22 protein-coding genes and 1 pseudogene are annotated in these 24782 nt (G+C 36.8%); 13 read left to right on the top strand and 10 right to left on the bottom strand.

Annotation, left to right across the window (positions count from 1 at the left end; genetic code table 11):
- The first annotated feature begins 3 nt into the window (after window positions 1-3).
- The 9 genes from nuoG to LU301_RS07915 all read left to right on the top strand — a co-directional run bounded on the left by nuoG (window position 4) and on the right by LU301_RS07915 (window position 10991).
- Entirely contained in the window at window positions 4-2712 is a 2709-nt protein-coding gene (gene nuoG, locus LU301_RS07955; RefSeq protein ID WP_305269543.1) for an NADH-quinone oxidoreductase subunit NuoG, read from the top strand.
- Window positions 2709-3710 carry an NADH-quinone oxidoreductase subunit NuoH gene (nuoH, locus tag LU301_RS07950; protein WP_305269540.1) on the top strand — a complete coding sequence of 334 codons (1002 nt, stop codon included), beginning with the start codon at window positions 2709-2711 and terminating at the stop codon, window positions 3708-3710. The genes nuoG and nuoH overlap by 4 nt, the downstream gene beginning before the upstream one ends.
- 19 nt (window positions 3711-3729) lie before the next feature.
- The gene (nuoI, locus tag LU301_RS07945; RefSeq protein WP_305269537.1) at window positions 3730-4272 is read left to right on the top strand and encodes an NADH-quinone oxidoreductase subunit NuoI; all 543 of its coding nucleotides are present in this window, start codon (window positions 3730-3732) and stop codon (window positions 4270-4272) included.
- A complete protein-coding gene (gene nuoJ / locus LU301_RS07940) occupies window positions 4272-4787 on the top strand; it encodes an NADH-quinone oxidoreductase subunit J (protein ID WP_305274027.1) in 516 nt (171 codons plus the stop codon). The genes nuoI and nuoJ overlap by 1 nt, the downstream gene beginning before the upstream one ends.
- Complete coding sequence (gene nuoK, locus LU301_RS07935) at window positions 4787-5095, top strand: NADH-quinone oxidoreductase subunit NuoK (protein WP_305269535.1); 309 nt, start codon at window positions 4787-4789, stop codon at window positions 5093-5095. The genes nuoJ and nuoK overlap by 1 nt, the downstream gene beginning before the upstream one ends.
- Window positions 5092-6990, top strand: coding sequence for an NADH-quinone oxidoreductase subunit L (nuoL, locus tag LU301_RS07930; RefSeq protein WP_305269531.1), 1899 nt, complete (start codon window positions 5092-5094; stop codon window positions 6988-6990). Before nuoK ends, nuoL begins: the two co-directional genes overlap by 4 nt.
- Window positions 6986-8602 carry an NADH-quinone oxidoreductase subunit M gene (gene nuoM / locus LU301_RS07925; protein WP_305274025.1) on the top strand — a complete coding sequence of 539 codons (1617 nt, stop codon included), beginning with the start codon at window positions 6986-6988 and terminating at the stop codon, window positions 8600-8602. The genes nuoL and nuoM overlap by 5 nt, the downstream gene beginning before the upstream one ends.
- Before the next feature lie 2 nt (window positions 8603-8604).
- Window positions 8605-10176, top strand: a complete 1572-nt coding sequence (locus tag LU301_RS07920; protein ID WP_305269528.1) for an NADH-quinone oxidoreductase subunit N — start codon at window positions 8605-8607, stop codon at window positions 10174-10176.
- 155 nt (window positions 10177-10331) lie between these two features.
- Window positions 10332-10991 (top strand): RluA family pseudouridine synthase, encoded by a 660-nt coding sequence (locus LU301_RS07915; protein ID WP_370692189.1) that lies wholly within the window; start codon window positions 10332-10334, stop codon window positions 10989-10991.
- Here LU301_RS07915 and ybgC read toward each other — a convergent pair.
- The 8 genes from ybgC to LU301_RS07875 all read right to left on the bottom strand — a co-directional run bounded on the left by ybgC (window position 10975) and on the right by LU301_RS07875 (window position 16596).
- Window positions 10975-11382 (bottom strand): tol-pal system-associated acyl-CoA thioesterase, encoded by a 408-nt coding sequence (gene ybgC / locus LU301_RS07910; protein WP_305269524.1) that lies wholly within the window; start codon window positions 11380-11382, stop codon window positions 10975-10977. The two genes, LU301_RS07915 and ybgC, sit on opposite strands and share 17 nt — an antisense overlap.
- Before the next feature lie 93 nt (window positions 11383-11475).
- A complete protein-coding gene (locus tag LU301_RS07905; protein ID WP_305269522.1) occupies window positions 11476-11769 on the bottom strand; it encodes a Bor/Iss family lipoprotein in 294 nt (97 codons plus the stop codon).
- A 12-nt stretch (window positions 11770-11781) separates the two neighbouring features.
- On the bottom strand, window positions 11782-12069 hold the full coding sequence (locus LU301_RS07900) for a Bor/Iss family lipoprotein (RefSeq protein ID WP_305269520.1): 288 nt from the start codon (window positions 12067-12069) through the stop codon (window positions 11782-11784).
- Window positions 12070-12268: 199 nt separating this feature from the next.
- Entirely contained in the window at window positions 12269-12655 is a 387-nt protein-coding gene (locus LU301_RS07895; protein WP_305269518.1) for a hypothetical protein, read from the bottom strand.
- Window positions 12656-12938: 283 nt separating this feature from the next.
- Window positions 12939-13949: a Holliday junction branch migration DNA helicase RuvB gene (gene ruvB, locus LU301_RS07890; protein WP_305269515.1), complete on the bottom strand. Its 1011-nt coding sequence runs from the start codon at window positions 13947-13949 to the stop codon at window positions 12939-12941.
- 14 nt (window positions 13950-13963) lie between these two features.
- A complete protein-coding gene (locus tag LU301_RS07885) occupies window positions 13964-15127 on the bottom strand; it encodes a YbfB/YjiJ family MFS transporter (RefSeq protein WP_305269512.1) in 1164 nt (387 codons plus the stop codon).
- Between the two features lie 21 nt (window positions 15128-15148).
- A complete protein-coding gene (gene ruvA, locus LU301_RS07880) occupies window positions 15149-15763 on the bottom strand; it encodes a Holliday junction branch migration protein RuvA (protein WP_305269509.1) in 615 nt (204 codons plus the stop codon).
- Between the two features lie 182 nt (window positions 15764-15945).
- A complete protein-coding gene (locus tag LU301_RS07875; protein ID WP_305269506.1) occupies window positions 15946-16596 on the bottom strand; it encodes a hypothetical protein in 651 nt (216 codons plus the stop codon).
- 277 nt (window positions 16597-16873) lie between these two features.
- Between LU301_RS07875 and LU301_RS07870 the strand changes: the two genes are divergently transcribed.
- Window positions 16874-19051: a carboxy terminal-processing peptidase gene (locus tag LU301_RS07870; RefSeq protein WP_305269503.1), complete on the top strand. Its 2178-nt coding sequence runs from the start codon at window positions 16874-16876 to the stop codon at window positions 19049-19051.
- A 17-nt stretch (window positions 19052-19068) separates the two neighbouring features.
- A complete protein-coding gene (gene iscX / locus LU301_RS07865) occupies window positions 19069-19269 on the top strand; it encodes a Fe-S cluster assembly protein IscX (protein WP_305269500.1) in 201 nt (66 codons plus the stop codon).
- A 95-nt stretch (window positions 19270-19364) separates the two neighbouring features.
- Here the strand turns inward: iscX and LU301_RS07860 are convergent, their stop codons facing one another.
- Together LU301_RS07860 and LU301_RS07855 are read right to left on the bottom strand one after the other, a co-directional pair.
- Window positions 19365-20450, bottom strand: coding sequence for an autotransporter outer membrane beta-barrel domain-containing protein (locus LU301_RS07860; protein ID WP_305269497.1), 1086 nt, complete (start codon window positions 20448-20450; stop codon window positions 19365-19367).
- Between the two features lie 255 nt (window positions 20451-20705).
- Window positions 20706-22640: an ESPR domain-containing protein gene (locus LU301_RS07855; protein WP_305269495.1), complete on the bottom strand. Its 1935-nt coding sequence runs from the start codon at window positions 22638-22640 to the stop codon at window positions 20706-20708.
- A gap of 343 nt (window positions 22641-22983) precedes the next feature.
- On the opposite strand from LU301_RS07855, the gene ndk reads away from it, so the two are divergent.
- Both ndk and rlmN read left to right on the top strand, forming a co-directional pair.
- Window positions 22984-23415, top strand: coding sequence for a nucleoside-diphosphate kinase (gene ndk, locus LU301_RS07850; protein ID WP_305269492.1), 432 nt, complete (start codon window positions 22984-22986; stop codon window positions 23413-23415).
- 196 nt (window positions 23416-23611) lie between these two features.
- A pseudogene (rlmN, locus tag LU301_RS07845) lies at window positions 23612-24766 on the top strand (dual-specificity RNA methyltransferase RlmN); the annotation flags it as partial.
- Window positions 24767-24782 lie beyond the last annotated feature (16 nt).

Here is a 24782-nt window from a genome sequence, read left to right as displayed (position 1 = left end):
CGAATGGCTACTATTCATGTCGATGGAAAACAGTACGAAGTAAACGGCTCTGATAATTTATTACAAGCCTGTTTATCTTTAGGTATTGATATTCCGTATTTCTGCTGGCATCCATCTTTAGGGTCTGTCGGCTCTTGTCGTCAATGTGCAGTGAAACAATATACAGATGAAAATGATACACGCGGTCGTTTAGTGATGTCGTGTATGACACCTGCATCTGCACCAAATGGTGATGTCTATATTTCTGTTGAAGACCAAGAAGCAGTAGATTTCCGTGCTTCTGTGGTTGAGTTTTTGATGACCAATCACCCACATGACTGTCCAGTCTGTGAAGAAGGTGGACATTGTCATTTACAAGATATGACGGTGATGACAGGTCATGACCGCAGACGTTATCGTTTCACTAAACGTACCCATTATAATCAAGAATTAGGCTCGTTTATTGCTCATGAAATGAACCGTTGTATCGCGTGTTATCGTTGTGTGCGTTATTACCGTGATTATGCAGGTGGTACAGATTTTGGTGTGTATGCGAGTGCATCTCGTGTGTATTTTGGTCGTCCTGAATCAGGTGCTTTAGAAAGTGAATTTTCAGGCAATTTGACTGAAATCTGTCCAACAGGTGTATTTACTGATAAAACGCATTCTGAGCGTTATAACCGTAAGTGGGATATGCAGTATGCACCAAGTGTGTGTCAAGGTTGTTCATCAGGGTGTAATATTTCACCAGGGGAACGTTATGGCGAATTACGTCGTATTGAAAACCGTTTTAATGGTGATGTAAACCAATATTTCCTTTGTGATAAAGGACGTTTTGGTGCAGGCTATGTCAATAATGCTGACCGTCCACGTCAGCCACAATTCCGTGATGGACAAGACGTAACGACAGTAAGTGTTGATCAAGCACTTGACCGTGTGATTGCGAAATTTGATGATAAGAAAATTTTAGGTATTGGTTCGCCAAGAGCAAGTTTGGAAAGTAATTTTGCTTTACGTAAATTGGTGGGCAATGATAACTTTTCTACTGGTATGAATGCAAAAGAGCAATCATTGGTTGAATTGGCAATCTCGATTATGCAAAGTGAAGGCATTTATAACCCAACAATGCGTGAAATCGAAAGCTATGATGCGGTGCTTATTTTAGGTGAAGATTTAACTCAAACAGCACCACGCATGGCATTGTCAGTGCGTCAATCTGCGAAAAATAAAGCCAAAGAAATGGCGGCAGCTCGCCGTACAGATAGCTGGTTGGCTGAACCTGTACAACGTATCGCACAGAATGAAAAATCGCCGATTTATATTTTAGCAACAACGCAAACTCGTTTATCTGATGTGGCTGAAGCTGAAGTGGTTGCTTCGCCAAATGATATTGCACGTTTAGGTTTTGCGATTGCTAGTGCAGTTAAAAATGAAGTGATTATGGGCTTATATGAGCCAACAAAAGCGTTTGCACAAACGGTTGCTCAAACGTTAAAGTCAGCGAAAAAGCCATTAATTATTTCGGGTACTAGCTTACAAGATGCGAGTATTATGGAAGCAGCGGCTGAATTAACGCAAAATTTACGTCAATTAGGATATGATGCAGGTTTAACACTGACTGTTCCCGAAGTGAATTCGATTGGTGTGGCGTTAATGGGAGGTTTGAGTTTGGAACAAGCTTTTGCCCAAGATTATGATGCTATTGTTGTGCTTGAAAATGATTTATTCCGTCGTTTACCAAGTAGTCAAGTTGAACAAGCATTGGCGAAAGCTCAAACTGTTGTAGTGGTTGATCATAGTAATACGCAAACTGTACAGCGTGCAGATATTGTTCTTTCAGCGTCTAGTTTCGCTGAAGGTGATGGTACTGTTGTTAGTCAAGAAGGTCGTGCTCAACGTTTTTATCAGGTGTATGATCCAAGTTATTATAAGCCTGAATATGCGATTAAAGAGTCTTGGCGTTGGTTACATGCAATTGAAACTGGTTTAAATCATCAGCCTATTCAATGGACAGTGCTTGATGATGTGATTGAGCAAATCGTGGCACAAATTCCAGTATTGTCAGCAATTGAAGATGTTGCACCAGATGCAGGTTATCGTGTTCATGGCTTAAAAATTGCTCGTGAACCACGTCGTTATTCTGGACGTACATCAATTCGTGCACCATTGTCAATTCACGAACCAAAACAACCTAGTGATGTAGATACTGCATTAACCTTCTCAATGGAAGGTTATGTAGGGAATAAAACACCATCATCATTAGTCCCATTCGCATGGTCGGCAGGTTGGAACTCGCCACAAGCGTGGAATAAATATCAAGATGAAGTAGGTGGACATCTAAAAGGTGGTGATAGTGGTGTGCGTTTATTTGATCGTTTAGCAAAACGTCCAGCACGTAGTTATATTGCACCAAATCCATTGCTAAGTAATGAACAGAGCTTCCGTCTAGTGCCAATGCACCATATTTTTGCATCAGGCGAATTTACGGTAAAAACACCAGCAATGCAATCTCGTATTCCAGATCCTGCATTTAGTTTAGGGGAGCAAGATGCACAACGTCTTAATATTAAAGATGGCGAAGTGATTACAATCGTTGCGGGCGATACACAGATTAGTTTAGCAGTAAATGTTATTCCATATTTACCAGAAGGTTATATTGGTTATCCGATTGGACAAGCACCAACGATTTCATTAGCTGAACCTGTATCACTTAAAGTAGGAGTATCAGCATGAACCATGTCATTATGATACCTGAATGGGCAAAAGGTTGGGAAACGGCTTATTTAATAGGGCAGGCTGTTGTTATCTTATTGGTGGTCGTGTTGGCCGCTGCCTTGATGTCATTTATCGAACGTCGTTTATTAGCATGGTGGCAAGACCGTTATGGTCCAAATCGTGTTGGTCCAAATGGTGCATTCCAAATCGTAGCGGACATGTTAAAAATCATGTTCAAAGAAGACTGGACACCAAACTTTTCTGATAAATTAACCTTCCGTATGGCACCTGCTGTAGCAATGGCAACAGCGATTATGTCCTATATGGTAATTCCAGTTAGTCCATCTATGGGTGTGGCAGATTTAAGTATCGGTCTATTATTCTTTATGGCAATGGCTGGTCTTGCGGTATATGCAGTATTATTTGGTGGTTGGTCATCAAATAACAAATACTCATTGCTTGGTGGTTTACGTTCAGCTGCACAAACCATTTCTTATGAAGTCTTTTTAGGGATTTCATTAATGGGTGTGGTGGCTATTGCAGGTTCATTTAACTTGCGTGATATTGTTGAAGCACAACGTGATGTTTGGTTTATCGTGCCACAATTTTTAGGCTTTATGATTTTTGTGGTTGCTGGTGTTGCGGTTACACACCGTCATCCATTTGACCAACCTGAAGCAGAACAAGAACTTGCTGAAGGTTATCATGTGGAGTATGGTGGTATGAAATGGGGTATGTTCTTTGTTGCAGAATATGTCAATATTGTAGTCATTTCATCACTCATTGTAACCTTATTCTTTGGCGGTTGGTTAGCACCATTTAATATCAACATTCCATTTATTCCAGATGTATTTTGGTTTGTGATTAAAACAGCATTTTTTGTGATGATGTTTATTTTGGCTCGTGGTTCTTTAATGCGTCCACGTTATGACCAAGTCATGAACTTTGGTTGGAAAATTTGTTTGCCATTGTCGTTAGTCAATTTATTGGTTACGGCAGCGGTTATCTTGTGGTAAGGCAAGGAGATATAAGAAAATGTATAAACTTCTAGCTGGTGTAGGGTCGATTGTACGTTCATTGTACATGGTATTTACGCATGGTTTCCGTCCACGAGATACAATTTTGTACCCTGAAGTGCCTGCAGAGCAATTGACTGCACCACGTTTCCGTGGACGTATTGTTTTAACACGAGACCCAGATGGTGAAGAGCGTTGTGTAGCGTGTAACTTGTGTGCGGTGGCGTGTCCTGTAGGTTGTATTTCTTTACAAAAAGCTGAACGTGAAGATGGGCGTTGGTATCCAGAATTTTTCCGTATCAATTTTTCACGTTGTATTTTCTGTGGTATGTGCGAAGAAGCGTGTCCGACTACAGCAATTCAGATGACACCTGATTTTGAATTATCAGAATATGTACGTCAAGATTTGGTGTATGAAAAAGAAAACTTATTAATTTCAGGGCCAGGTAAATATCCTGATTATAACTTCTATCGTGTAACAGGTATGGCGATACAGGGTAAAGATAAAGGTGAGGCACAAAAAGAGTCTGCACCGATTGATGTACGGAGTTTATTACCATGATGTGGCCGTTTTATTTGATGGCATTGGTGGCGATTATTTCAACTATTCGTGTCGTTACCAATACTAATCCTGTACATGCTTTATTAAGTCTTATTGTATCTTTACTTGCAGTTGCTGGCATATTTCTCATTGTTGGTGCACCTTTTGCGGGGGCATTAGAAGTGATTGTGTATGCAGGTGCGATTATGGTGTTATTCGTATTTGTGGTGATGATGTTGAATTTAGGTCAAGCGACTATTGAACAAGAACGCAAATGGCTTACATCATCAGCATGGGCATGGCCTGCAAGTTTGAGTTTTATTTTAGGTGCAACATTGGTTTGGGTGCTTTTACCTGAATTTACGCATTCTGAAAAATTATTAGGTACAAAAATTATTGAGCCTAAACAAGTGGGTATTTCATTATTTACTCAATATTTACTGTTGGTTGAAGTGGCAGCCTTATTATTATTGGCATCATTAGTTGCTGCATATCATCTCGGTAAACGTGAACCAAGTGAAGAGGAGGAAAAATAATGGGTCATATTCCTTTAGAACATGGTTTGATTTTAGCAACCATTTTATTCTCACTTGGTTTATATGGTGTGATGGTACGTCGTAACTTATTATTTATGTTAATGAGTTTAGAAGTGATGATGAATGCTGCTGCGTTAGCATTCGTATTAGCAGGAAGTGCATGGGGACAACCCGATGGTCAAATCATGTTTATCTTGATTTTAACCTTAGCTGCGGCTGAAGCCTGTATTGGTCTTGCTATTGTTCTTCAATTTTATCATCGTTTCCATCATTTGGATATTGATGCTGCAAGTGAGATGCGTGGATGAGTACTTTATATTTAACCGTATTATTCCCGCTGATTGGCTTTGTATTATTAGCAGTGGGACGAGATAAATTACCTGAAACTGTAGCAGCGATTATAGGTGTCGGTGCGGTTGGTTTATCAGCATTATTCGCTTTCATTTCAGGTGTAAGTTTTTTAAATAGTGGCGAAAGTTACTATGTACAACATTTATGGACATGGTTTAATGTTGGTGGTTTTGCACCAGCATTTAGCTTACATTTAGATGGCTTATCATTATTGATGATGGGCATGATTACGGGTGTTGGCTTTTTAATTCATATTTTTGCATCATGGTATATGCGTGGTGATGAATTTGGTTTTGCTCGTTTCTTCTCTTATTTCAACCTATTTGTTGCCAGTATGTTGTTATTGGTGTTGGGTGATAACTTAGCATTATTATTCTTAGGTTGGGAAGGTGTTGGTCTGTGTTCGTATTTGTTGATTGGTTTTTATTATAATAATCCAAACAATGGTTGGGCAGCAATTAAAGCCTTTACTGTAACACGTGTGGGTGATGTATTCTTATTGATTGGTTTATTCTTAGTTTATCAACAATTTGGTACTTTACATATTGCAACAATCGTTGAGCAAGCACCAACGGTGATGACACAAAGTTCATCATTATCAATTTGGACAGCATTGATGTTGTTCTTAGGGGCTGCAGGTAAATCAGCACAAATTCCATTACAAACATGGTTGGCTGATGCGATGGCGGGTCCTACGCCTGTATCTGCATTAATCCACGCTGCAACAATGGTAACAGCAGGTGTTTATTTAACCAGTCGTTTATTCTCAGTGATGGAAATGGCACCAGAAGTGATGCAATTTATTGCGATTACAGGTGCGATTACTTTATTAGTTGCTGGTTTTGCTGCTTTAGTACAAACTGACATCAAACGTATTTTAGCTTATTCAACCATGAGCCAACTTGGTTATATGTTTATGGCGGTAGGTGCGGAAGCATATCAAGCAGGTTTATTCCATATGCTGACACACGCATTCTTTAAGGCATTATTATTCTTGTCTTCTGGTGCGGTGATTATAGCATATCATCATGAACAAAACGTGATGAAAATGGGTGGTTTATATAAGCATAATAAATTCTTATTTGCGTGTTTTGCGATTGGTGGTGGTGCATTGGCAGCCATTCCATTCATTACCATCGGTTTCTTCTCAAAAGATGCGATTTTATGGCAAGTATGGGCACATGGTGCAACAACAGGCATTGAAACTTATGGTCAATTATATTGGGTGGGTGTGATTGGTGCATTTTTAACGTCAATTTATACGTTCCGTTTAATTTGGTTAGTGTTCTTTGGCGAAGAGAAAACACCTTATCATGAAATTAAAGGTATTACTTACTGGTTGCCGCTAGGTGTATTGTTAGTTTTATCTACTGGGTTAGCGAAAGTTTTACAAGCACCTGTAATGAATATTTTAAGTCAAGCTAAAATTCCAGCATTTGAAGTGAGTACAGAAATTGCTAAGCAACAACATAGTGTGGAATATACAGCAATTAGTATTGCTTTAACAGGTTTAATCATTGGTGTTTTACTATTTAGTATGTCATATGATGGTGTGAAAAAAATTGCCAATACTCGTTTTGGTGCAGGCATTGCACATATTTGGCGTAATGCTTTTGGTTTTGATGCCTTATATGATTTAATTTTTGTGAAGCCTTATTTGTTCTTTGCAAAATTGTTTGGTAAAGACCCAATTGATAAAGTATGGTTAATTTTACCAGCAGTCATTAAAGGTGGTAGTCATTTGGCAAGTACAAGACAAACAGGTTCATTGCGTGAATATGCAAGCAGTATTGTATTAGCGATGATTGTCTTATTAATGGTACTTGTGGTTATTCAGGTTGTGGGGCATTAAAATGGACAATAATCTACTTTTACCCGCATTGGTTTTTATTCCGTTTATTGCAGGCTTGATCTGTTGGTTAGCTGAAAAAATCAGTGATGTATTTCCACGTTGGGTTGCATTAATCGGTATGTTGCTCACCTTTGTTTTAACGATTGTATTGTATAAACAAGGTCAATATAGTTATGAGCTTGGACAACCAATTCCATCTTGGGCAGCTGAATTTAATGTACAATGGATTAGCCGTTTAGGTATTAACTTTCATTTAGCGGTTGATGGATTATCACTGTTAATGGTTGGCTTAACTGCTTTATTAGGTATTTTAGCAGTGGGCTGTTCGTGGGGTGAAATTAATCGCCGTGTTGGTTTTTTCCATCTTAACTTGCTGTGGAGTTTAGGTGCTGTTATTGGTGTATTCTTAGCCATTGATATGTTCCTATTCTTCTTCTTTTGGGAATTAATGCTTGTTCCAATTTATTTCCTTATTGCATTATGGGGACATCGTGGAGCAACAGGCGTTTCTCGTACTACAGCCGCAACAAAGTTTTTTATTTATACGCAAGTGGCAGGTCTTATCATGTTACTTGGTATTTTAACTTTAGTTGCTGTTGGTTATAGCATGACACAACAAATCAGCTTTAACTACAACTACTTATTACAAGTTGCAAACATGATTGATATGCAAGCACCTGTTTTAGCTTATATTGTTATGGTGTGCTTGTTTATTGGTTTTGCTGTTAAATTACCTGTATTCCCATTGCATGGCTGGTTGCCAGATGCACACGCACAAGCACCAACAGCGGGTTCTGTAGATTTAGCCGGTATTTTGATTAAAACTGCAGCGTATGGTTTATTACGTTTTGTGATCCCATTCTTCCCAGTAGCTTCAGCACAATTTGCTGATATTGCAATTATACTTGGTTTAATTGGTGTATTCTACGGTGCATGGTGTGCGTATCAACAGACTGATATTAAACGTTTGTTAGCTTATACTTCTATTTCGCACATGGGCTTTGTATTACTAGCGATTTATGCAGGTAATATCTTGACTTATCAAGGCTTAATGATAATGATGTTGGCTCACGGTTTAGCATCAGCAGCATTATTTATTATTTGTGGTCAGTTATATGAACGCTTAGGCACACGTGATATGACTTTGATGGGTGGAGTTTGGGGACAATTCCGTTATTTCCCATTCTTTATCATTTTCTTCTCAGCAGCGTTGATGGGTATTCCAGGATTAGGTAACTTTGTAGGCGAATTTATGATTTTAATGGGTTCGTATGCAAAATATCCAGTTTATACCATTATTGCTGCTGTAAGCTTGGTTTTTGCAGGATTATATACCTTAATCATGATTCACCGTACGATGTTTGGTACGCCGAATATGGACAATGATAAACGCCAAAATCCATTAAAAGACTTAACCTGTCGTGAAATCGGTTTGTTAATGGTGTGTGTGTTGGGTTTATTATGGTTAGGTCTTGCACCACAAGCATTCTTAGATATTTCACATTCAAGTATGCAATGGTTGGTAAACAGTTATTTGCCAATGCCAGTTGAACCATCTCAAATGGCACAACCGCTTGTAAGCTTAGAACAACCACTTGTGGAGAAACCATAATCATGAACTTCACAGTAACTTTACATGACTTTTTACCGTTAATGCCAGTAATAATTGTGGCATTGACGGCGATTATAGTGATGATTTTAACATCACTCAAACGTAGCCATAATTTAATTGCAACAGCTTCTGTCATTGGCTTAAATATTGCTTTATTTTATATGTTGTTCAAATGGGCAACGGCAATTGATGCACACCAATCTATCGCTGTGGCTTCCGTGATGGGTATGTTTATGGTAGATAGCTTTACGCAATTCTACCAAATCATGATTTTAATTGCGGCTTTAGCATGTTGTACTTTATCTCATGCTTATATTGATAACTATCAGAATAATAAAGAAGAATTATATGTACTTATGCTATTCTCCGTGGTAGGAGCAATGCTGTTAGTGGCAAGTTCACATTATGCTTCTTTCTTTATTAGTTTAGAGTTGATGTCAATTCCTGTGTATGGCTTGTTAGCTTATACACATCAACGTGGTAAGTCATTAGAATCAGGCATTAAATATTTGGTGCTATCAGCAACTGCATCTGCGATGTTGTTAATGGGTATGGCTTATGTTTATGCTTATACAGGGAATTTATCATTCTATGTACAAGCTGATGGTGTGATGCCTGCAACTGAAAATTTAATACATCAAATGGAGCATAATCCATTTGTAGTGTTGGGTTTGGGCTTAATGCTATTTGCGGTGGCGTTTAAATTATCATTAGCACCATTTCATAAATGGACACCCGATGTTTATCAAGGTGCACCTACGCCAATCGCAACTTTCCTAGCGACTGCCGCTAAAGTAGCGACTTTAGGTTTCTTTATTCGTTATTTATTGGCTTCAGGTATTATTGGTTTACCATCAATTCAAGTGATTTTAACTGTATTTGCAGTTGCTTCAATTGTGTTGGGGAACTTGTTAGCTTTACGTCAAACTAACTTAAAACGTATTTTAGCGTATTCATCAATTGCACATTTTGGTTATATTTTACTAGCACCAATTAGCATGATGTTCTATAGTATTCCAAGTGTAACGATGTATATTTTAACTTATACATTGACGACAATTGGTGCTTTTGGTGTGATTACTTTAATGTCTAGTCCATACCGTAATCAGGGCGATGATATCGACCAATTATCTGCGTATAATGGTTTATTCTGGCGTCATCCAATTTTAAGTGCAACTTTAACAGTGATGATGTTATCATTTGCAGGTGTACCAGCAACAGCAGGTTTTATCGCTAAGTTCTTAATTGTAAAAGACTTAATTGATGGACAAAGCTGGTGGTTAGCATTATTATTAATCGCAGGTAGTGGTATTGGTTTATATTATTACTTACGTGTGATTGTAACTTTATATAAAAAGCCTATAGAATCTGCTCAACAAGTTTCTCCACAAGCAAATTGGGGGAAACAAGTGGGTGGCGTGATGGTATTGCTAGTATCTGCCTTGGTATTGATTTTAGGTTTATATCCTGATGCAATTCTCGCAGTCTTAGATCAAGTTGATATTGTTTCTCCATTGCATGATTATTTAAATTATTTAAATAATGGCGGTAGTCATGCAGGGCATAATCATTAATTAGTAAATGCGATAAAAAACCAAGTCTTCGGGCTTGGTTTTTTGTTTGTTATATTATGATAAAAATGTTTGATAAATAGAGAAATAGTAAAAAAACAATTTAAAAATCATTGAAAAAACAGTAAAATACAATCTTTATTTATCAATATTGAATGATGTCAGATTTTATTTATACACCACCACAAGAGCCTTTAATTACACTCTATGAAGATGATGATTTGATAGCAATTGACAAGCCTGCAGGATTATTGTCGGTTATGGGTCGTCAGCCAGAACATTATGATAGTGCCTATTGGAGAATCTTACAGCAATTTCCACAAGCAAAAGTCATTCATCGTTTGGATATGGCAACATCGGGTATTTTATTATTTGCAAAACATCGTGATATGGAAGTGGCGATGAGTAAATTATTTCAAGCTCGGCAGGTGGATAAGCAATATCATGCGATTGTGAGTGGAAATTTACAAGGTAATGGACAAATTGATGTACCATTAATTGCGGATTGGGAACGGCGTCCACGTCAAAAGGTTGATTTTGAACTAGGTAAACCAGCATTAACATTATATCAAGCGGTTAATTATTTAAATCAATACGATGAAACTTTAGTACAATTAATCCCAATTACAGGGCGTTCACATCAATTACGCTTACATTTAGCTTATATTGGATATGCAATTATTGGTGATAAATTATATCATGCTTATCCTGAACAAGGGCGATTAGGGCGTTTGGCATTACATGCAACACATTTATCTTTTCGGCATCCATTGCGAACTCATATTGTGCAGATTAATAGTGTTATGCCATTTGTATAAGTTGTTGTTCAATTAATGTTTTAATTTCTTGGGGGATTTTTAAAGGTTTCATTTCTTTGCTTAGACAAGCTAATTCTACTTGTCCAGAGACTAAAAGAGTATCATCACGATAAATATTTTGTTCTAATACAAAAGAGGCTGATTTACAACTTAATACTTTTGCTGTTACCGTGATTAAATCGTCCATTAAAATAGGGCGTAAATATTTGATTTCAAGTTTATGTACGACAAAATTATAGTCTTTTTGATGCCAATAATGAGCTATCCCTGATGAACGTAGCCATTCTGTGCGAGTGCGTTCCATAAAACGGATGTGATTGGCGTGATAAACGATACCGCCTGCATCAGTATCTTCAATATAAACACGGATAGGGAATGAAAAACCACGCATATATTTGCTCACATATTTATCATTAAACTTATAACGTGTTAGACATTGGTTTTTTATAGAAAACCAATGCTATGCACGACTGATGTTAAATCATTATGGTGTATTGCAGAAAACTTTTGCAGTGCGTGGTGTATAGATACCTAAAGTTACGACACTTAGTACAACATCGCTTGCTTCTTGTTTAGATTCAACTTTCACAACATTTTGTGTACCTTGACATACTTTTGCAGCATCAAGCGTTTTTTCTTGTGCGATACCGCCTAAAAAGAAGGCTTGTGTTTCACTATGAGATGCTGAAATTTGATTTGAACGTAAATGAGCCGTTTGAGATGCACAACCTGTTGCAGTAAGTGTGATTAAAGCAGCTAAAGTTACTAATTTTTTCATGGCTATATCCTATTATTTACAATAAACCATAATTTGACGTGGTGTGTAAATACCTTGTGTTAAATGTCCAAGTACACCGTTTTTGAAAGTCAATTTAGTTTTAATTGTTGTTACATTATCTGCACCATTACATACAGCAGCAGCATTTACTGCTTGTTGTTGAGCAATACCTGAAACATAAAAAGTTTGTGCTTTGCTATAAGTAGGTTGCTCTTGAGTTTGTTCTGCAAGAACATAAGTTTGAGTTGCACAGCCTGTTGCTAAAACAGAACATAATCCAAGTAGTGCAATTTTTTTCATGATGGAATATCCTCATAAGATGACACTATTTTATTATAATCGTGTTATGTAAAGTAAAGCAACTATTAATCACAAATTGTTATAAAAATTGCTGAAAATAAGTGGATAATTGGATTATGAATGAAATTTACTCGCATTAAAGAATCATCACTCAACATGAAGGTTTGAGTGATGATTGAATCAAATATAGTAGACAGAATTATTCAGTAGGTAATAATTCTTCTGCTTTTTGAATTTTAGCTTGAGCTTTTTTAGCTTTTGCCTCGGCACGTTTAGCACGTTTCTCAGCTTTTTGGGCACGTTTTTCAGCTTTCTTTTGAGCTTTCTCGGCTTTCTTTTGAGCTTTATCAGCTTTACGCTGAGCTTTTTCTGCTTGTTTATCTGCTTTGGCAGATTGCAAAGTTGCTTTTTCTGCGGCATTAACAATATTAGCTTCAGTTGTAGCGGTTGCTAAATTTTCTTGAGTCATCGCTTTAGCTTGCTCTAAACCTGTTGTATCTTGGCGAGCATCTTTGAGTGTAGCTGTTGTACAAGCTGTTAATGTTAAACTTAAGCTAACAAATGTAGCAATAATAGATTTTTTCATTGGTATATTCCTCATTTAAAAATATCATCTTAACAGTTTATTCAAAAAAATCAATCATTAAATTTATTCTTGTTCTCATATTGAAGATAAAATAGATAATTAGAATAGAGATTAAAATAGTGGTTGTGGTCTAGAAAGTATGCTGACTGTTATTTATGATTAATAATCATATTGTAAGTTAATATATTACGCAAATATTTAATGTTGTAGGGGCGAATAATTATTCGCCTCTACATACAATCAATCATTGATGAGTTGAGAATGATGTTATATCTATGAAGTATCATAGATTTACTGAATGTTCAGGCGGAGTTAAACCCAATTGAGCATATGCTAAATGGGTGGCAATACGTCCACGAGCGGTTCGCATTACATAACCTTGTTGAATTAAATAAGGCTCAATCACATCTTCTAATGTTCCACTATCTTCTGCCATTGCGGCGGCAAGAGCTTCTACACCTGTCGGACGACCTTCAAAACGTTCCAACAGCATCGATAAATAACGGCGGTCGAGTGTATCTAAACCTGATTTATCCACATTGAGCATATCAAGGGCTTTTTGAGCCATTTCTTGTGTAACTTCACCATTACCTTTGACTTGGGCATAATCACGCACACGGCGAAGCAAGCGATTGGCAATACGAGGTGTACCACGAGCACGCCTTGCAATTTCAGTTGCCCCATCATCGGTCATATCAATACCCATCAAACGAGCTGAACGTCCCACAATATAGCTTAAATCCGCCACAGAATAAAATTCTAAACGCTGTACAATGCCAAAACGGTCTCGCAATGGTGAAGTTAAAAGTCCCGTACGGGTTGTGGCAGCGACTAGGGTAAATGGTGGTAAATCCAGCTTAATAGAGCGAGCAGCTGGACCTTCTCCAATCATAATATCGAGTTGATAATCTTCCATTGCAGGGTAGAGGATTTCTTCAATGACTGGGGAAAGACGGTGAATTTCATCAATAAATAACACATCACCTTCTTCCAAGTTGGTGAGTAGAGCGGCTAAATCGCCAGCACGTTCCAGTACAGGTCCAGAAGTCGATTTGAGATTTCCGCCCATTTCTCGAGCGATAATATTGGCAAGTGTGGTTTTTCCTAAACCCGGAGGTCCAAAAATTAATGTATGGTCTAAGGCTTCGCCACGTCCACGTGCTGCACCAATAAAAATCTCCATTTGTTCACGCACAATCGGCTGACCAATATAGTCATCGAGTGATGTAGGGCGAATGGCTCTATCAATTTGGTCTTCTTTTTTTTCAGTACCACTAATTAAACGGTCTTGCATGGAAAGTCTCAATATTAACGTGATGAGTGTGGAATACGCCACATACAGAATAAACTAAAAATAAAAGCAATTAAACCTAAACTAAAACTTAAATATAAACTGCCACCAGCCAATAGCCAATATTTGGTCAGTATTGGAGCAATCAGCTGTGCAATGGAATAAATGGAAATTAAACAAGCTGAAAGTTTAATGCCTTGTAATGGTTGTAGATATCGTGCATAACGTTGAGTACACATCACAGAGCCTAAAAAACATCCACCAATCAGGATTGCACATAGCATGATACCAAGCATATTTTGAAATATCAATAAGGATAATATGCCTATCGTTTGTAAAATATAAGTGATATTTAGTGTGGTATAATCACTTAAACGGTGTCCAAGTATATTCCATAGCGGTGTAGAAATAAAACAGCATAATGAAACTACTGTCCAAATATAAGGGTTAAACGTATGTTGTGGATTGAGTTGATAGGCTAAGGTAGGTAAAAAGGTCATGGGTAAAATATAGCCTAAACCTGCCCCTAAATAGGCAAAAAATAAGGGTGTTGTTGATGAATTGAATAATGGTGGAGCATCAGTTTTATTTTTAATTTCAGGTAATTTGACTTGTAATGATAATAAACGAATAAAACTCAATACACCTAAAATAGTAGCGATAATGGCAATCGGTTGCCAACGTTGAATACCATAAAAATCATCTGCGGTAAAGCCGACCAATAAACCTGTTACGAGTAAACCAAGTGATACCCCAAAATACATATAACCACTTAAATGGCTTTTATTGTGTTGATGTAGCCACTCTAAAACCAAGGCAGGAGCAAGCACAAATACTGTACCATTAGCAATACCATTGATTAATCTTAATGCCAATAAATGATAAAAATCAGCTGTAAAACATTGTAAAATAGTACTAAGCATACTGATAATTAAATTGGATAAGACTAAAAACTTGGTATATTTAGGCGATGATAAAATAATGGCAATAAACGCACCAATAAAATAACCTAAATAATTAATACTGGCTAAATCGGTACTTTGTGTTAAAGTTAAAATACCATCATCAATCAAATAGGGCATCAGTGGTGTAAAAACAAAACGCCCAAAACAATGCACCACCATTAAAGCAATAATGACTGCACCGATATTGAGCCATGTATCAAAACGTGAAATTACCATATTCTACTCAACTTGTAGTACTTATTTTTTCATCATTGATTTTAAGGCAGCACGGATTAAATCAGCACTATTATCAAAATCATTTTTGACCAATGCCACGGCTTTTTGTGCCTCTGCAGGTTTGTAACCTAATGACATTAAAGCTAATTCCGCTTCAGCAATTGGATTATCAGGCAGTAACTGTAAACGTTCTAATTGCGGTAAGGTTTGTGTTGTTGTTGTACTATTTTTTGCTAAATTCTTAAATTTATCACGCAGTTCAATAATTAAGCGTTCAGCCGTTTTTTTTCCAACCCCCGGTACTTTAATTAAGGTGTTAATATCTTCATGTTCAATGGTTTGAATCAACATATCCACACTTAAGGTTGATAAAATCCCCAACGCCATTTTTGCACCAATACCATTCACTTTGAGCAAGGTTTTAAAAATGATTTTATCTTGAATATCTAAAAAGCCGTAGAGTTGTTGAGCATCTTCACGTACCACAAAATGCGTCCATAAGGTTACATTTTGTCCTTTGCTGAGTTGGCAAAAGGTAGTGAGTGGGGTGTCGATTTCATAGCCTACGCCGTGTACATTTAAAATCACGGTGGGTGCTTCTAAATATTGAATTTCGCCTGTTAATGAACCAATCATAAAATACCTATCAATATTAAAATTATTAAAAAAACTTTATTCTCAACTTAAAATCATAGCTTATTGATATGATTTACATCGTTTAATTTCGTAAGGGCGGAAAATTTTCCGCCCCTACATAGAATCAATAACTTATATTGAGTTGAGAATGGCGTATCATCATTAAAATCATCAAAAAATCGTTAATTTAAAATCATCTGTTTTAAACGTGCGATGGCTTTTAAAATCTCTTTACGATGTCGTGCGGATTTTATCCAAGCAGGTAAACGTGAAAAATAACTGCTATTGCGATAATATATGTCTGTATGACGTTCTCTTAAATCCGCTTGAATAAATTGTTTTAATTCAGCCAAATGTTGTGGGTTATAGACAAAAATCTTACCATGTCGTGTAGGTGTTTGTAAAAATAATTCAAAACCATAATCAGCTTGGGTTAATCGTTCATATTCAGTAATCCATTGAGCAGTAATATATTTATCAATCACTTTAAAATGAGATATTTGCTGATATTTTGGACAAGTGGCTGAAATTTTTTTAGGAAATTGTGTTTGATGAGCAGGATAAGTTTTTTTAATATCAATTTTAACTTGATAGCAATGATGGCAACGTTCAGAAAATGAAAGAATTTTTGGTCTAGGATTTGGGTAATTATCTTTGTGGCTATCAAAACAATAACCACAACAACATTGCACAATCTTTTTTTGTTCTTGGCAATGATGACAAGTAATAGGTTTTAAAATCGCTTTTTGTTGGCATTTAGGGCATTTTATCCATTGTTCACCACGTTTAAAATCATAATCATGTAAACCTGTATCAAGATGGCGTTGGTGCATAATAATTACTCAAATTTATATTGCTTTATTATAGCAAAATTAATCGTAGTGAATGAATAGAAAATTGAGATATTGCTATTGATAATGATTGATATAGAAAATAATCGTCATCAATCAGATGAATTGTGCATTTGAGTGAACATTTTTTTTAATAATTCATCATTATGCGTATATCATGAATTTTAATTAGCAAAAAAACTACACGTTAGGCTTTATTTTTTGTTAAACTAAGGAAAATTTTATCATCAATTTAAATAGACTGGGAATGATGAAACATATGAAATTACAAGTATTAGCTGGTGCGGTTGCTCTTTCGGTTGGCGCATGGTTGTTTTCGTCTTCAACTGAACAAGCGATTGCTGCAGACCAACAAATAAAAGCATTAACTTTACAACCAAGTAAAGAACAAACTTTAGTTTCACAACAAGTGGCAAATTTAGTTGATAAACAACACTATTTGGATATGCGTTTAGATGAAAAAACCTCTAAACGTGTGTTAGATATGTATATTGATAGTTTAGATGGCGACCATTCTTTATTTTTAGCTAGCGAAGTGAGCCAATATCAAAAACAATATGGGGCGAATTTTGGTAATTATTTAAAACAAGGCAATTTAATTCCTGCCTTTACTATTCATGAAACCTATCGCAAGCGTTTACAGCAATATTATGAATTTATGTTGGCAGAGTTAAAAAAGCCACAAAACTTAGCTCGCAAAGATGAAACTTTAAATACTGACCGTGAAAAAGCACCATTTTTTAATACTGAACAAGAATTAAAACAATATTGGCATAAGGTATTGATTTCTCAATTAATTAATTTAACGATTTCTAAAGAAGAAGAGCAAGCAAAACAAAAAGCTTTAGCGGAAAATCCAGAACTGGCTAATGGTCAAGATTTAAGTACTGCTGATAATTTAACCGCAGTGCAAACGTTGCAAAAACGTTATCAACGTAATTTAGACCGCTTATTGAAACGTAGTAAAAGTGATGATGTCTTAGATAAAACGTTAAATGCGGTATTGGCAACCTATGACCCTCATAGTAGCTATTTTCCACCGATTGATGCAATTGAGATGAACCGCCAAAGTTCATTGCAACTGGAAGGTATTGGTGTATCGATTCGTCAAGAGCGTGGTAGTGAAGATTTTATCCGTATTGAAACCATTGTTGATGGCGGACCTGCAAGTAAATCAGGTCAGGTCTATGCAGGCGACCGTATTTTAGGGGTTGCACAAGATGGTCAGCCAATGGAAGATGTGGTGGGCTGGACAACATCAGAATTAGTTGGCGTGATTCGTGGTAAACGTGGTACGAAAGTAACCTTAAAATTACAAAGTAAAGGTTCAAATCAGGCACGTTTGGTTACTTTAGAACGTGATGTGATTAAAGAAGAAGATTCGGGATTACGCTATCGCACCATTAATATGGAGCGTGATGGTAAACAATATACTATGGGTGTCATCGAAATTCCATCATTCTATCTCAATTATCGTGCAAGACGTGAAGGTAATGAATATCGTTCTGTTTCAGAAGATACGGCAAAAGCACTTAAAGCCTTAGCAAGCCAAAATGTTGATGGTATTGTGGTGGATTTGCGTAATAACCCTGGTGGTTCACTAGAAGAAGTGAATAAAATGATTGGTCAAATCATTAAATCTGGACCTGTGGTACAAATCCGTGATGGTAATGGTCGTATCAGCGTATTTGAAGATAATGATGGCGGTAAACAGTTGTATGATGGACCATTAGCGGTGCTAATTAATCTTGGTTCTGCTTCTGCGAGTGAAATTTATTCAGCTGCGGTGCAAGATTATGGGCGTGGTATTGTCATTGGTAGTACAACGACAGGTAAAGGTACAGCTCAAGTTCAGCTTGATAGTCTAGCACATGGACAAGCAACCTTAACACAACGTAAATTCTACCGTGTAACAGGGGGAAGTACACAAAATAAAGGTGTGATTCCAGATATTAAATTGGTCGATATTTATAATGGAGAATGGGGAGAAAGCAAACAAAAAAATGCTTTACAATGGGATACCATTCCAACTGCACCATTTAAGCGAGAGGGAAGTGTACAGCCTTATGTTACGGCATTAACGACGATGTCGCAACAACGTGTAAAACTTAATCCACAATTTAAGTTGTTACAAACTCGCCATGATTTAGCTGAAATTGATAAAGATAAGAAAATTGTTTCTTTAGATATTCATCAACGTAAAGCTGAATTATTAGACAAAGAACAAAAGATTTTAGCGGCAGAAAATACACGCCGTGAAGAAACGGGTCTAAAACCTTATGCAAATTGGGAAAGTTATCAGGCTGCGATTGATGCACAGGCGGAAGAACGTGCTAAAATGAAAGCATCGCAACGTCCTGCTTTACCTGAAGAAGAGGCATTTGTGATTGAAGCATCTAATATTTTATTAGATTATATGCAACTACAATCAAAGTAATAGAGTGAGAATTGATTATGGCATTACGTTGGACAGACAGCATTGAAATTGCGATTGAGTTGAGTGAGTTATACCCAGATACTGATCCGCAATGGATTCGTTTTACCGATTTACACGCTTGGGTATGTGCTTTACCTGATTTTAAAGATGACCCAGAAAAATCAACTGAAGGTATTTTAGAAGCGATTCAAATGGCGTGGATTGATGAAGTACGTTAAATTGTAATTTTACATAAATAAGGGCGAATAGCATATTATCTATTCGCCCTTATGTATTAGGTATCATGGAAAATATATCCACGATACCTTAGCTTTTAGAATTTATACTTAAACAACAACGACCCACCGTGATGTTCAGCATTTTTACTAAATTCACCTTGATATTGACCTGAAATTTCTGTGTTAATCGTTGGTTGTACACGGATACCTAAACCAACAGAACCAGAATATTTATCTTTTTCTTGGGCTGTTTCAGTAAATTGTACGCTTGGTGCACCATTAAATGACGCAGTAATGGTTGAATGATTGCCTTGTTCAGCATGACCTGCAATATTACCAATTAACTGTACATTATTTGCTAATGGTTGAGCAAAATGTACACCAACAGTAGCACGTAATGTTTCAGAGCTATTTTCAGCAACAGTATTTGCAAATGCATTTACAGCAACATCATTTGATTTTTCGCTATAACCATCATTCGCTACACGCGTATAACGTAACTGAGTATAAGGCGAAATATGCTGATTTGCTGAGCCAATACGATAATCTACGCCAATACCTGCTTGCGTAATAGTTGCATCATAGTCAGCGGTAATTTGACCTGTAACCATATCAACTAAATTAATATCACGTTTGGTATCAATATTAGCTTGACCGTAACCAACAAAAGCATTTAAATGCGTACTATCATTGACTGCATAATCACCATAAACAAAGCCTTGTACCAATTTTGATTGTAAGTTTTGTTTGTTTGCTGTGCCTTTGCTATCGATATCGCTATCAGAATAACCTAATGCTACACCTAAACGTAAATTATCGCTCACAAGACCATCTGCACCGACAACGAGACCATAAGAATGACCATCATAACCTGCAAAGCTATCTTTTTGTTCGCCTTTATGTTGCTTACCAATACCTTGTAACCATACTTGATTGCTTAAATCTTGGCTACGTTTAAATGGAGAATAGCTATCGCCACTATCAGAACCTTGCGTAATGTCGCTACGGTTTTGGAAAATACGGTCAGTTACAGCTAAAACAGGTAATTCTTGAATATCAAAAATAAGTTGTTGAGCTTGGGCATTGATAGTTGGTTGTAACTGTTGAGCGACATTAGCACGTTGTTGATCAGTCGTTGTTACAGCTGAAATTGCATGAACTGCACCAGTTAATGGTGTCATATCATTTGCAATTTTATCTAATGCATTGGCGATATTATGTGCATTTGTTACATGTAGGTTATTGACAGCATTGGTAAATGTGTCAAGGCTACTTGGTAAACTCGGAGTAGGCGTTACTGGAGTAGGCGTTACTGGAGTAGGCGTTACTGGAGTAGGCGTTACTGGAGTAGGCGTTACTGGAGTAGGCGTTACTGGAGTAGGCGTTACTGGAGTAGGCGTTAGGAGTTACTGGAGTAGGCGTTACTGGAGTAGGCGTTACTGGAGTAGTACTGGAGTAGGCGTTACTGGAGTAGGCGTTACTGGAGTAGGCGTTACTGGAGTAGGCGTTACTGGAGTAGGCGTTACTGGAGTAGGCGTTACTGGAGTAGGCGTTACTGGAGTAGGCGTTACTGGAGTAGGCGTTACTGGAGTAGGCGTTACTGGAGTAGGCGTTACTGGAGTAGGCGTTACTGGAGTAGGCGTTACTGGAGTAGGCGTTACTGGAGTAGGTGTTACTGGAGTAGGTGGAATACTATTCGCTTTCACAACTAAATGTAATGAATTATTATCATAAAGCTCTTCAATACGAGAAGAATTAATTTCATTACCTTTATTATCGAGCACAACAAAGTCGTTAAACTCACCTATTAAAGTTCCTGCTTTTACCACATCTTTCCATTCAGCAGTTGTACTTTGGCTAGTAATGAGCTGTTTGATTAAATCAGATGCAGAAACAGCGAGTTTACCTTGAGTAATATCTAATTTACCAGTTACGAGTAATTTGGCATAGTCAGCTTCATTTTTTATACCCATGTAAAGAGTTTGATTATCATTTATTGCATAATCACCATCAATTTTAAGTGTGCCAGCATTAACAGCTAAATCTGCTCGTAAATCTTTGATACTATTGCTATTAATTGTTAAAGTACCAACTCCTTCTTTGATTAAACCGCCGTGACGACCCCGAACAGAATGCTTATTGAAAGAATTATTATAGGTTTGTAAAACAGCGGTTGGAGCAATACTTACATTAAAACCATTGGTATCAAAGGTAGCACCATTACTATTATCAATACCAGTACCTAAAAAAATGTAGTCACTATTGCTAAATTTGTCAAATAGAACCATATCTTGCGTTGAAATGATTTTACCATTGATTAAATCTATACGAGATTTACCTAGATTATTACCATTACCACGACTTAAAGAGCCTGTTTGAACTATAGAGTTGGTTATGGTTAATTGAGCATTGACTTTAGAACTATCAGTTTTTACATTTTCATGTCCGTTGCCACCAACAAAAATATTGTCGGCTTCTAAACGAGAATCTTCCTGTAAAGAGATTTCTCCTCTCCCCTCTCCGCCAATAAAGACTTGATTCGCTTGGATTTTAGAAGACAAAGTTGATAAAAGCCCATCACCAAAGATAGTTTTTTGTTTACCTTGCCCATCATTAGCTAACTTTTCATCTTCACCTAATTTTAAAGTATTGGTTGTTAGGCTAGAATTATCAAGGTAGATGCGAGCTTTGCCTGTTTCGCCGATAATAATACGTTCAGTCGCATTAACTGAGCTTTGAGAATGAGCATTTATTATTCCTGTAATGTCATTTTGAGCTACGCCATAATGATCTGGTGAGCTTAAGATAATTTCATTCGCTTGAATCTTGCCTCCAGAATAAACATCGATTTGCCCTTCGCCGTTATGACCGACTTCGAGCAGATTACCAACAGTTAATTCGCTTGCAGCTACAAGATGGATTTCACCACGACTATTACGTGTATCCGAATTTGATGACTCTCCTAAAACGAGCGTATCAGCAATATCAATTTTTGAAGCATTTGCATTGATAGTTGCTTGTCCACGAGAGCCGACAATAATACCTTTAGGCTCTTGTTGTGTACCTACTGCGGTATGTTGTAATGTTTGAGCATTAAGTGATACAGTGACTGTATTTGATTTTTCAGGGGCAATTACCACACCATCAACATCATTGCCATAAGTTTGGTTTTGATTACGAAAACTGGTGTCTTGGTTAATTTCAACTAAATTCGGGTTCGCCACCGCTACACTAGAACTTGCTACTGCAACTGCCATTACCACTGCTTTAATTGCTTTACTTGAAGATTTGCCACGAGCTTTAGCTTTTTCAGAAACGGATTGCCATACACCGAGTGCATGGTTAAAAATTACACGATAGATATGGTTCATCATTGAATACCTGTTGCATAAAATAGAGAAAAAACATACAACTTTGTTAAGCTGTTAAGCTGTTAAGCTGTTAAGCTGTTAAGCTGTTAAGCTGTATCTATTTGTATTTTTATTTTAGCATAATTTTGTATAAAATCTATGGCTTTTATCAAAAAAATCATAAGTTTTTTATGTGTTTTAATTTATATAGTTTTATAGATGATATTTTATAATTAACTTATTGAAAATATTTAATATTTTAATAAGAATATAAAAAATAATTAAAAACTACTGAAAAAAATAAAAAATATCGCTATAATAATGTACCATTTTTATTTTTAAAGTTAATATTGCGGAGTTTATCATGGCAATTGAACGTACATTATCTATTATTAAGCCAGATGCAGTTGGTAAAAACCACATTGGCGACATCGTTGCTCGTTTTGAAAAAGCAGGTTTAAAACCAGTTGCAATGAAATATAAACACTTAACTCAACAGGAAGCTGAAGGTTTCTATGCTGAACATAAAGAACGTGGTTTCTTTGCTGACTTAGTTTCTTTTATGACTTCTGGTCCAGTGGTTGTGTCTGTGTTAGAAGGTGAAAATGCTGTTTTAGCTCACCGTGATATTTTAGGTGCGACTAACCCAGCTCAAGCTGAAAAAGGTACAATCCGTGCTGATTTCGCAGTAAGTATTGATGAAAATGCTGCTCACGGTTCTGATTCTGTTGCATCTGCAGAGCGTGAAATTGCTTATTTCTTTACTGCTGAAGAAATTTTCCCACGCACTCGTTAATTTATCAACGAGTTTTGATGAGATAAAAATCAATCAAACATAAAAACCAGATAAGTATTTACATTTATCTGGTTTTTTATTTGTATGATTTTGTGGTATAGTAGAGTGTATTTATTTTTTAATTTATATCTTATTCTTTTATTGGGTATTTTTTATGCTTAACACCGAATTGATGACATTAAACTCGACACAACAAGTGGCAAAAGTCAATTTGTTAGGCATGTCTCGTGTTGAAATGGAGCAATTTTTTGAAAGTATTGGCGAGAAAAAATTCCGTGCAACGCAAGTAATGAAATGGATTCATCAGTTTTTTGTTACTGATTTTGAACAAATGACTAATATTTCAGCAAAATTGCGTACTCGTTTGGCTGAGTTATGTGAAATTAAAGCACCTGAAATTGTGCATAAAAATTATTCTAAAGATGGTACACGTAAATGGGTTTTTCGTGTAGGTGAAGGCGAGGGTTCATTAGTTGAAACAGTGCTGATTCCTGCTGAAGATAAAACGGGTAGTCGTAAAACTTTATGTATTTCATCGCAAGTAGGTTGTGCGTTGGATTGTTCATTTTGCTCAACAGGAAAACAGGGTTTTCAACGTGATTTGACCACAGCAGAAATTATTGGACAGTTGTGGCAGGCGAATTTATCTTATATGGAAGATGTACCTGTTAATGAACGTGAGCGTTCTGTAACCAATGTGGTGATGATGGGTATGGGAGAGCCTTTGTTGAATTTTAAGCCTGTGGTTTCGGCAATGAGTTTAATGCTTGATGATTATGCTTATGGTATGTCGAAACGCCGTGTAACTTTATCGACATCTGGTATAGTGCCAATGATTGATAAATTGGCTGAAGAGTTAGATGTGGCTTTGGCGATTTCTTTGCACGCACCCAATGATGAGTTGCGTAATGAACTTGTGCCGATTAATAAAAAATATCCGTTAAGACAGCTCATTGATTCTGCAAAACGCTATATTTCAAAAGATGGTAACGAAAGCTCTCGTAAACACGTTACTATTGAATATGTGATGTTGAGTGGTGTCAATGACTCTTTAGAACATGCTCAACAAATGATTGATTTGTTGAAAGATTTACCGAGTAAAATCAATCTTATTCCATTTAATCCATTTCCACATGCACCATATGAACGCTCAAGTCGTAATCGGATTTTAGCATTTCAACAAAAGTTGTCAGATGCAGGTTTTGTATGTACTATTCGTCAAACACGAGGCGATGATATTGATGCAGCTTGTGGGCAATTGGTAGGACAAGTAGCAGATCGTACACGCCGTGCAGAGCAATGGAAAAAGAAGGTTGCAGCACAATATGAAATTTTACGAGTATCAAGTTAAAAGAGGACGGTAAAAA

The sequence above is a fragment of the Moraxella sp. ZY210820 genome, assembly GCF_030674635.1.
GTDB lineage: Bacteria > Pseudomonadota > Gammaproteobacteria > Pseudomonadales > Moraxellaceae > Acinetobacter.
The sequence above is the reverse complement of the archived record's forward strand: the minus strand, read 5'-3'. Positions and strand labels throughout refer to the sequence as shown.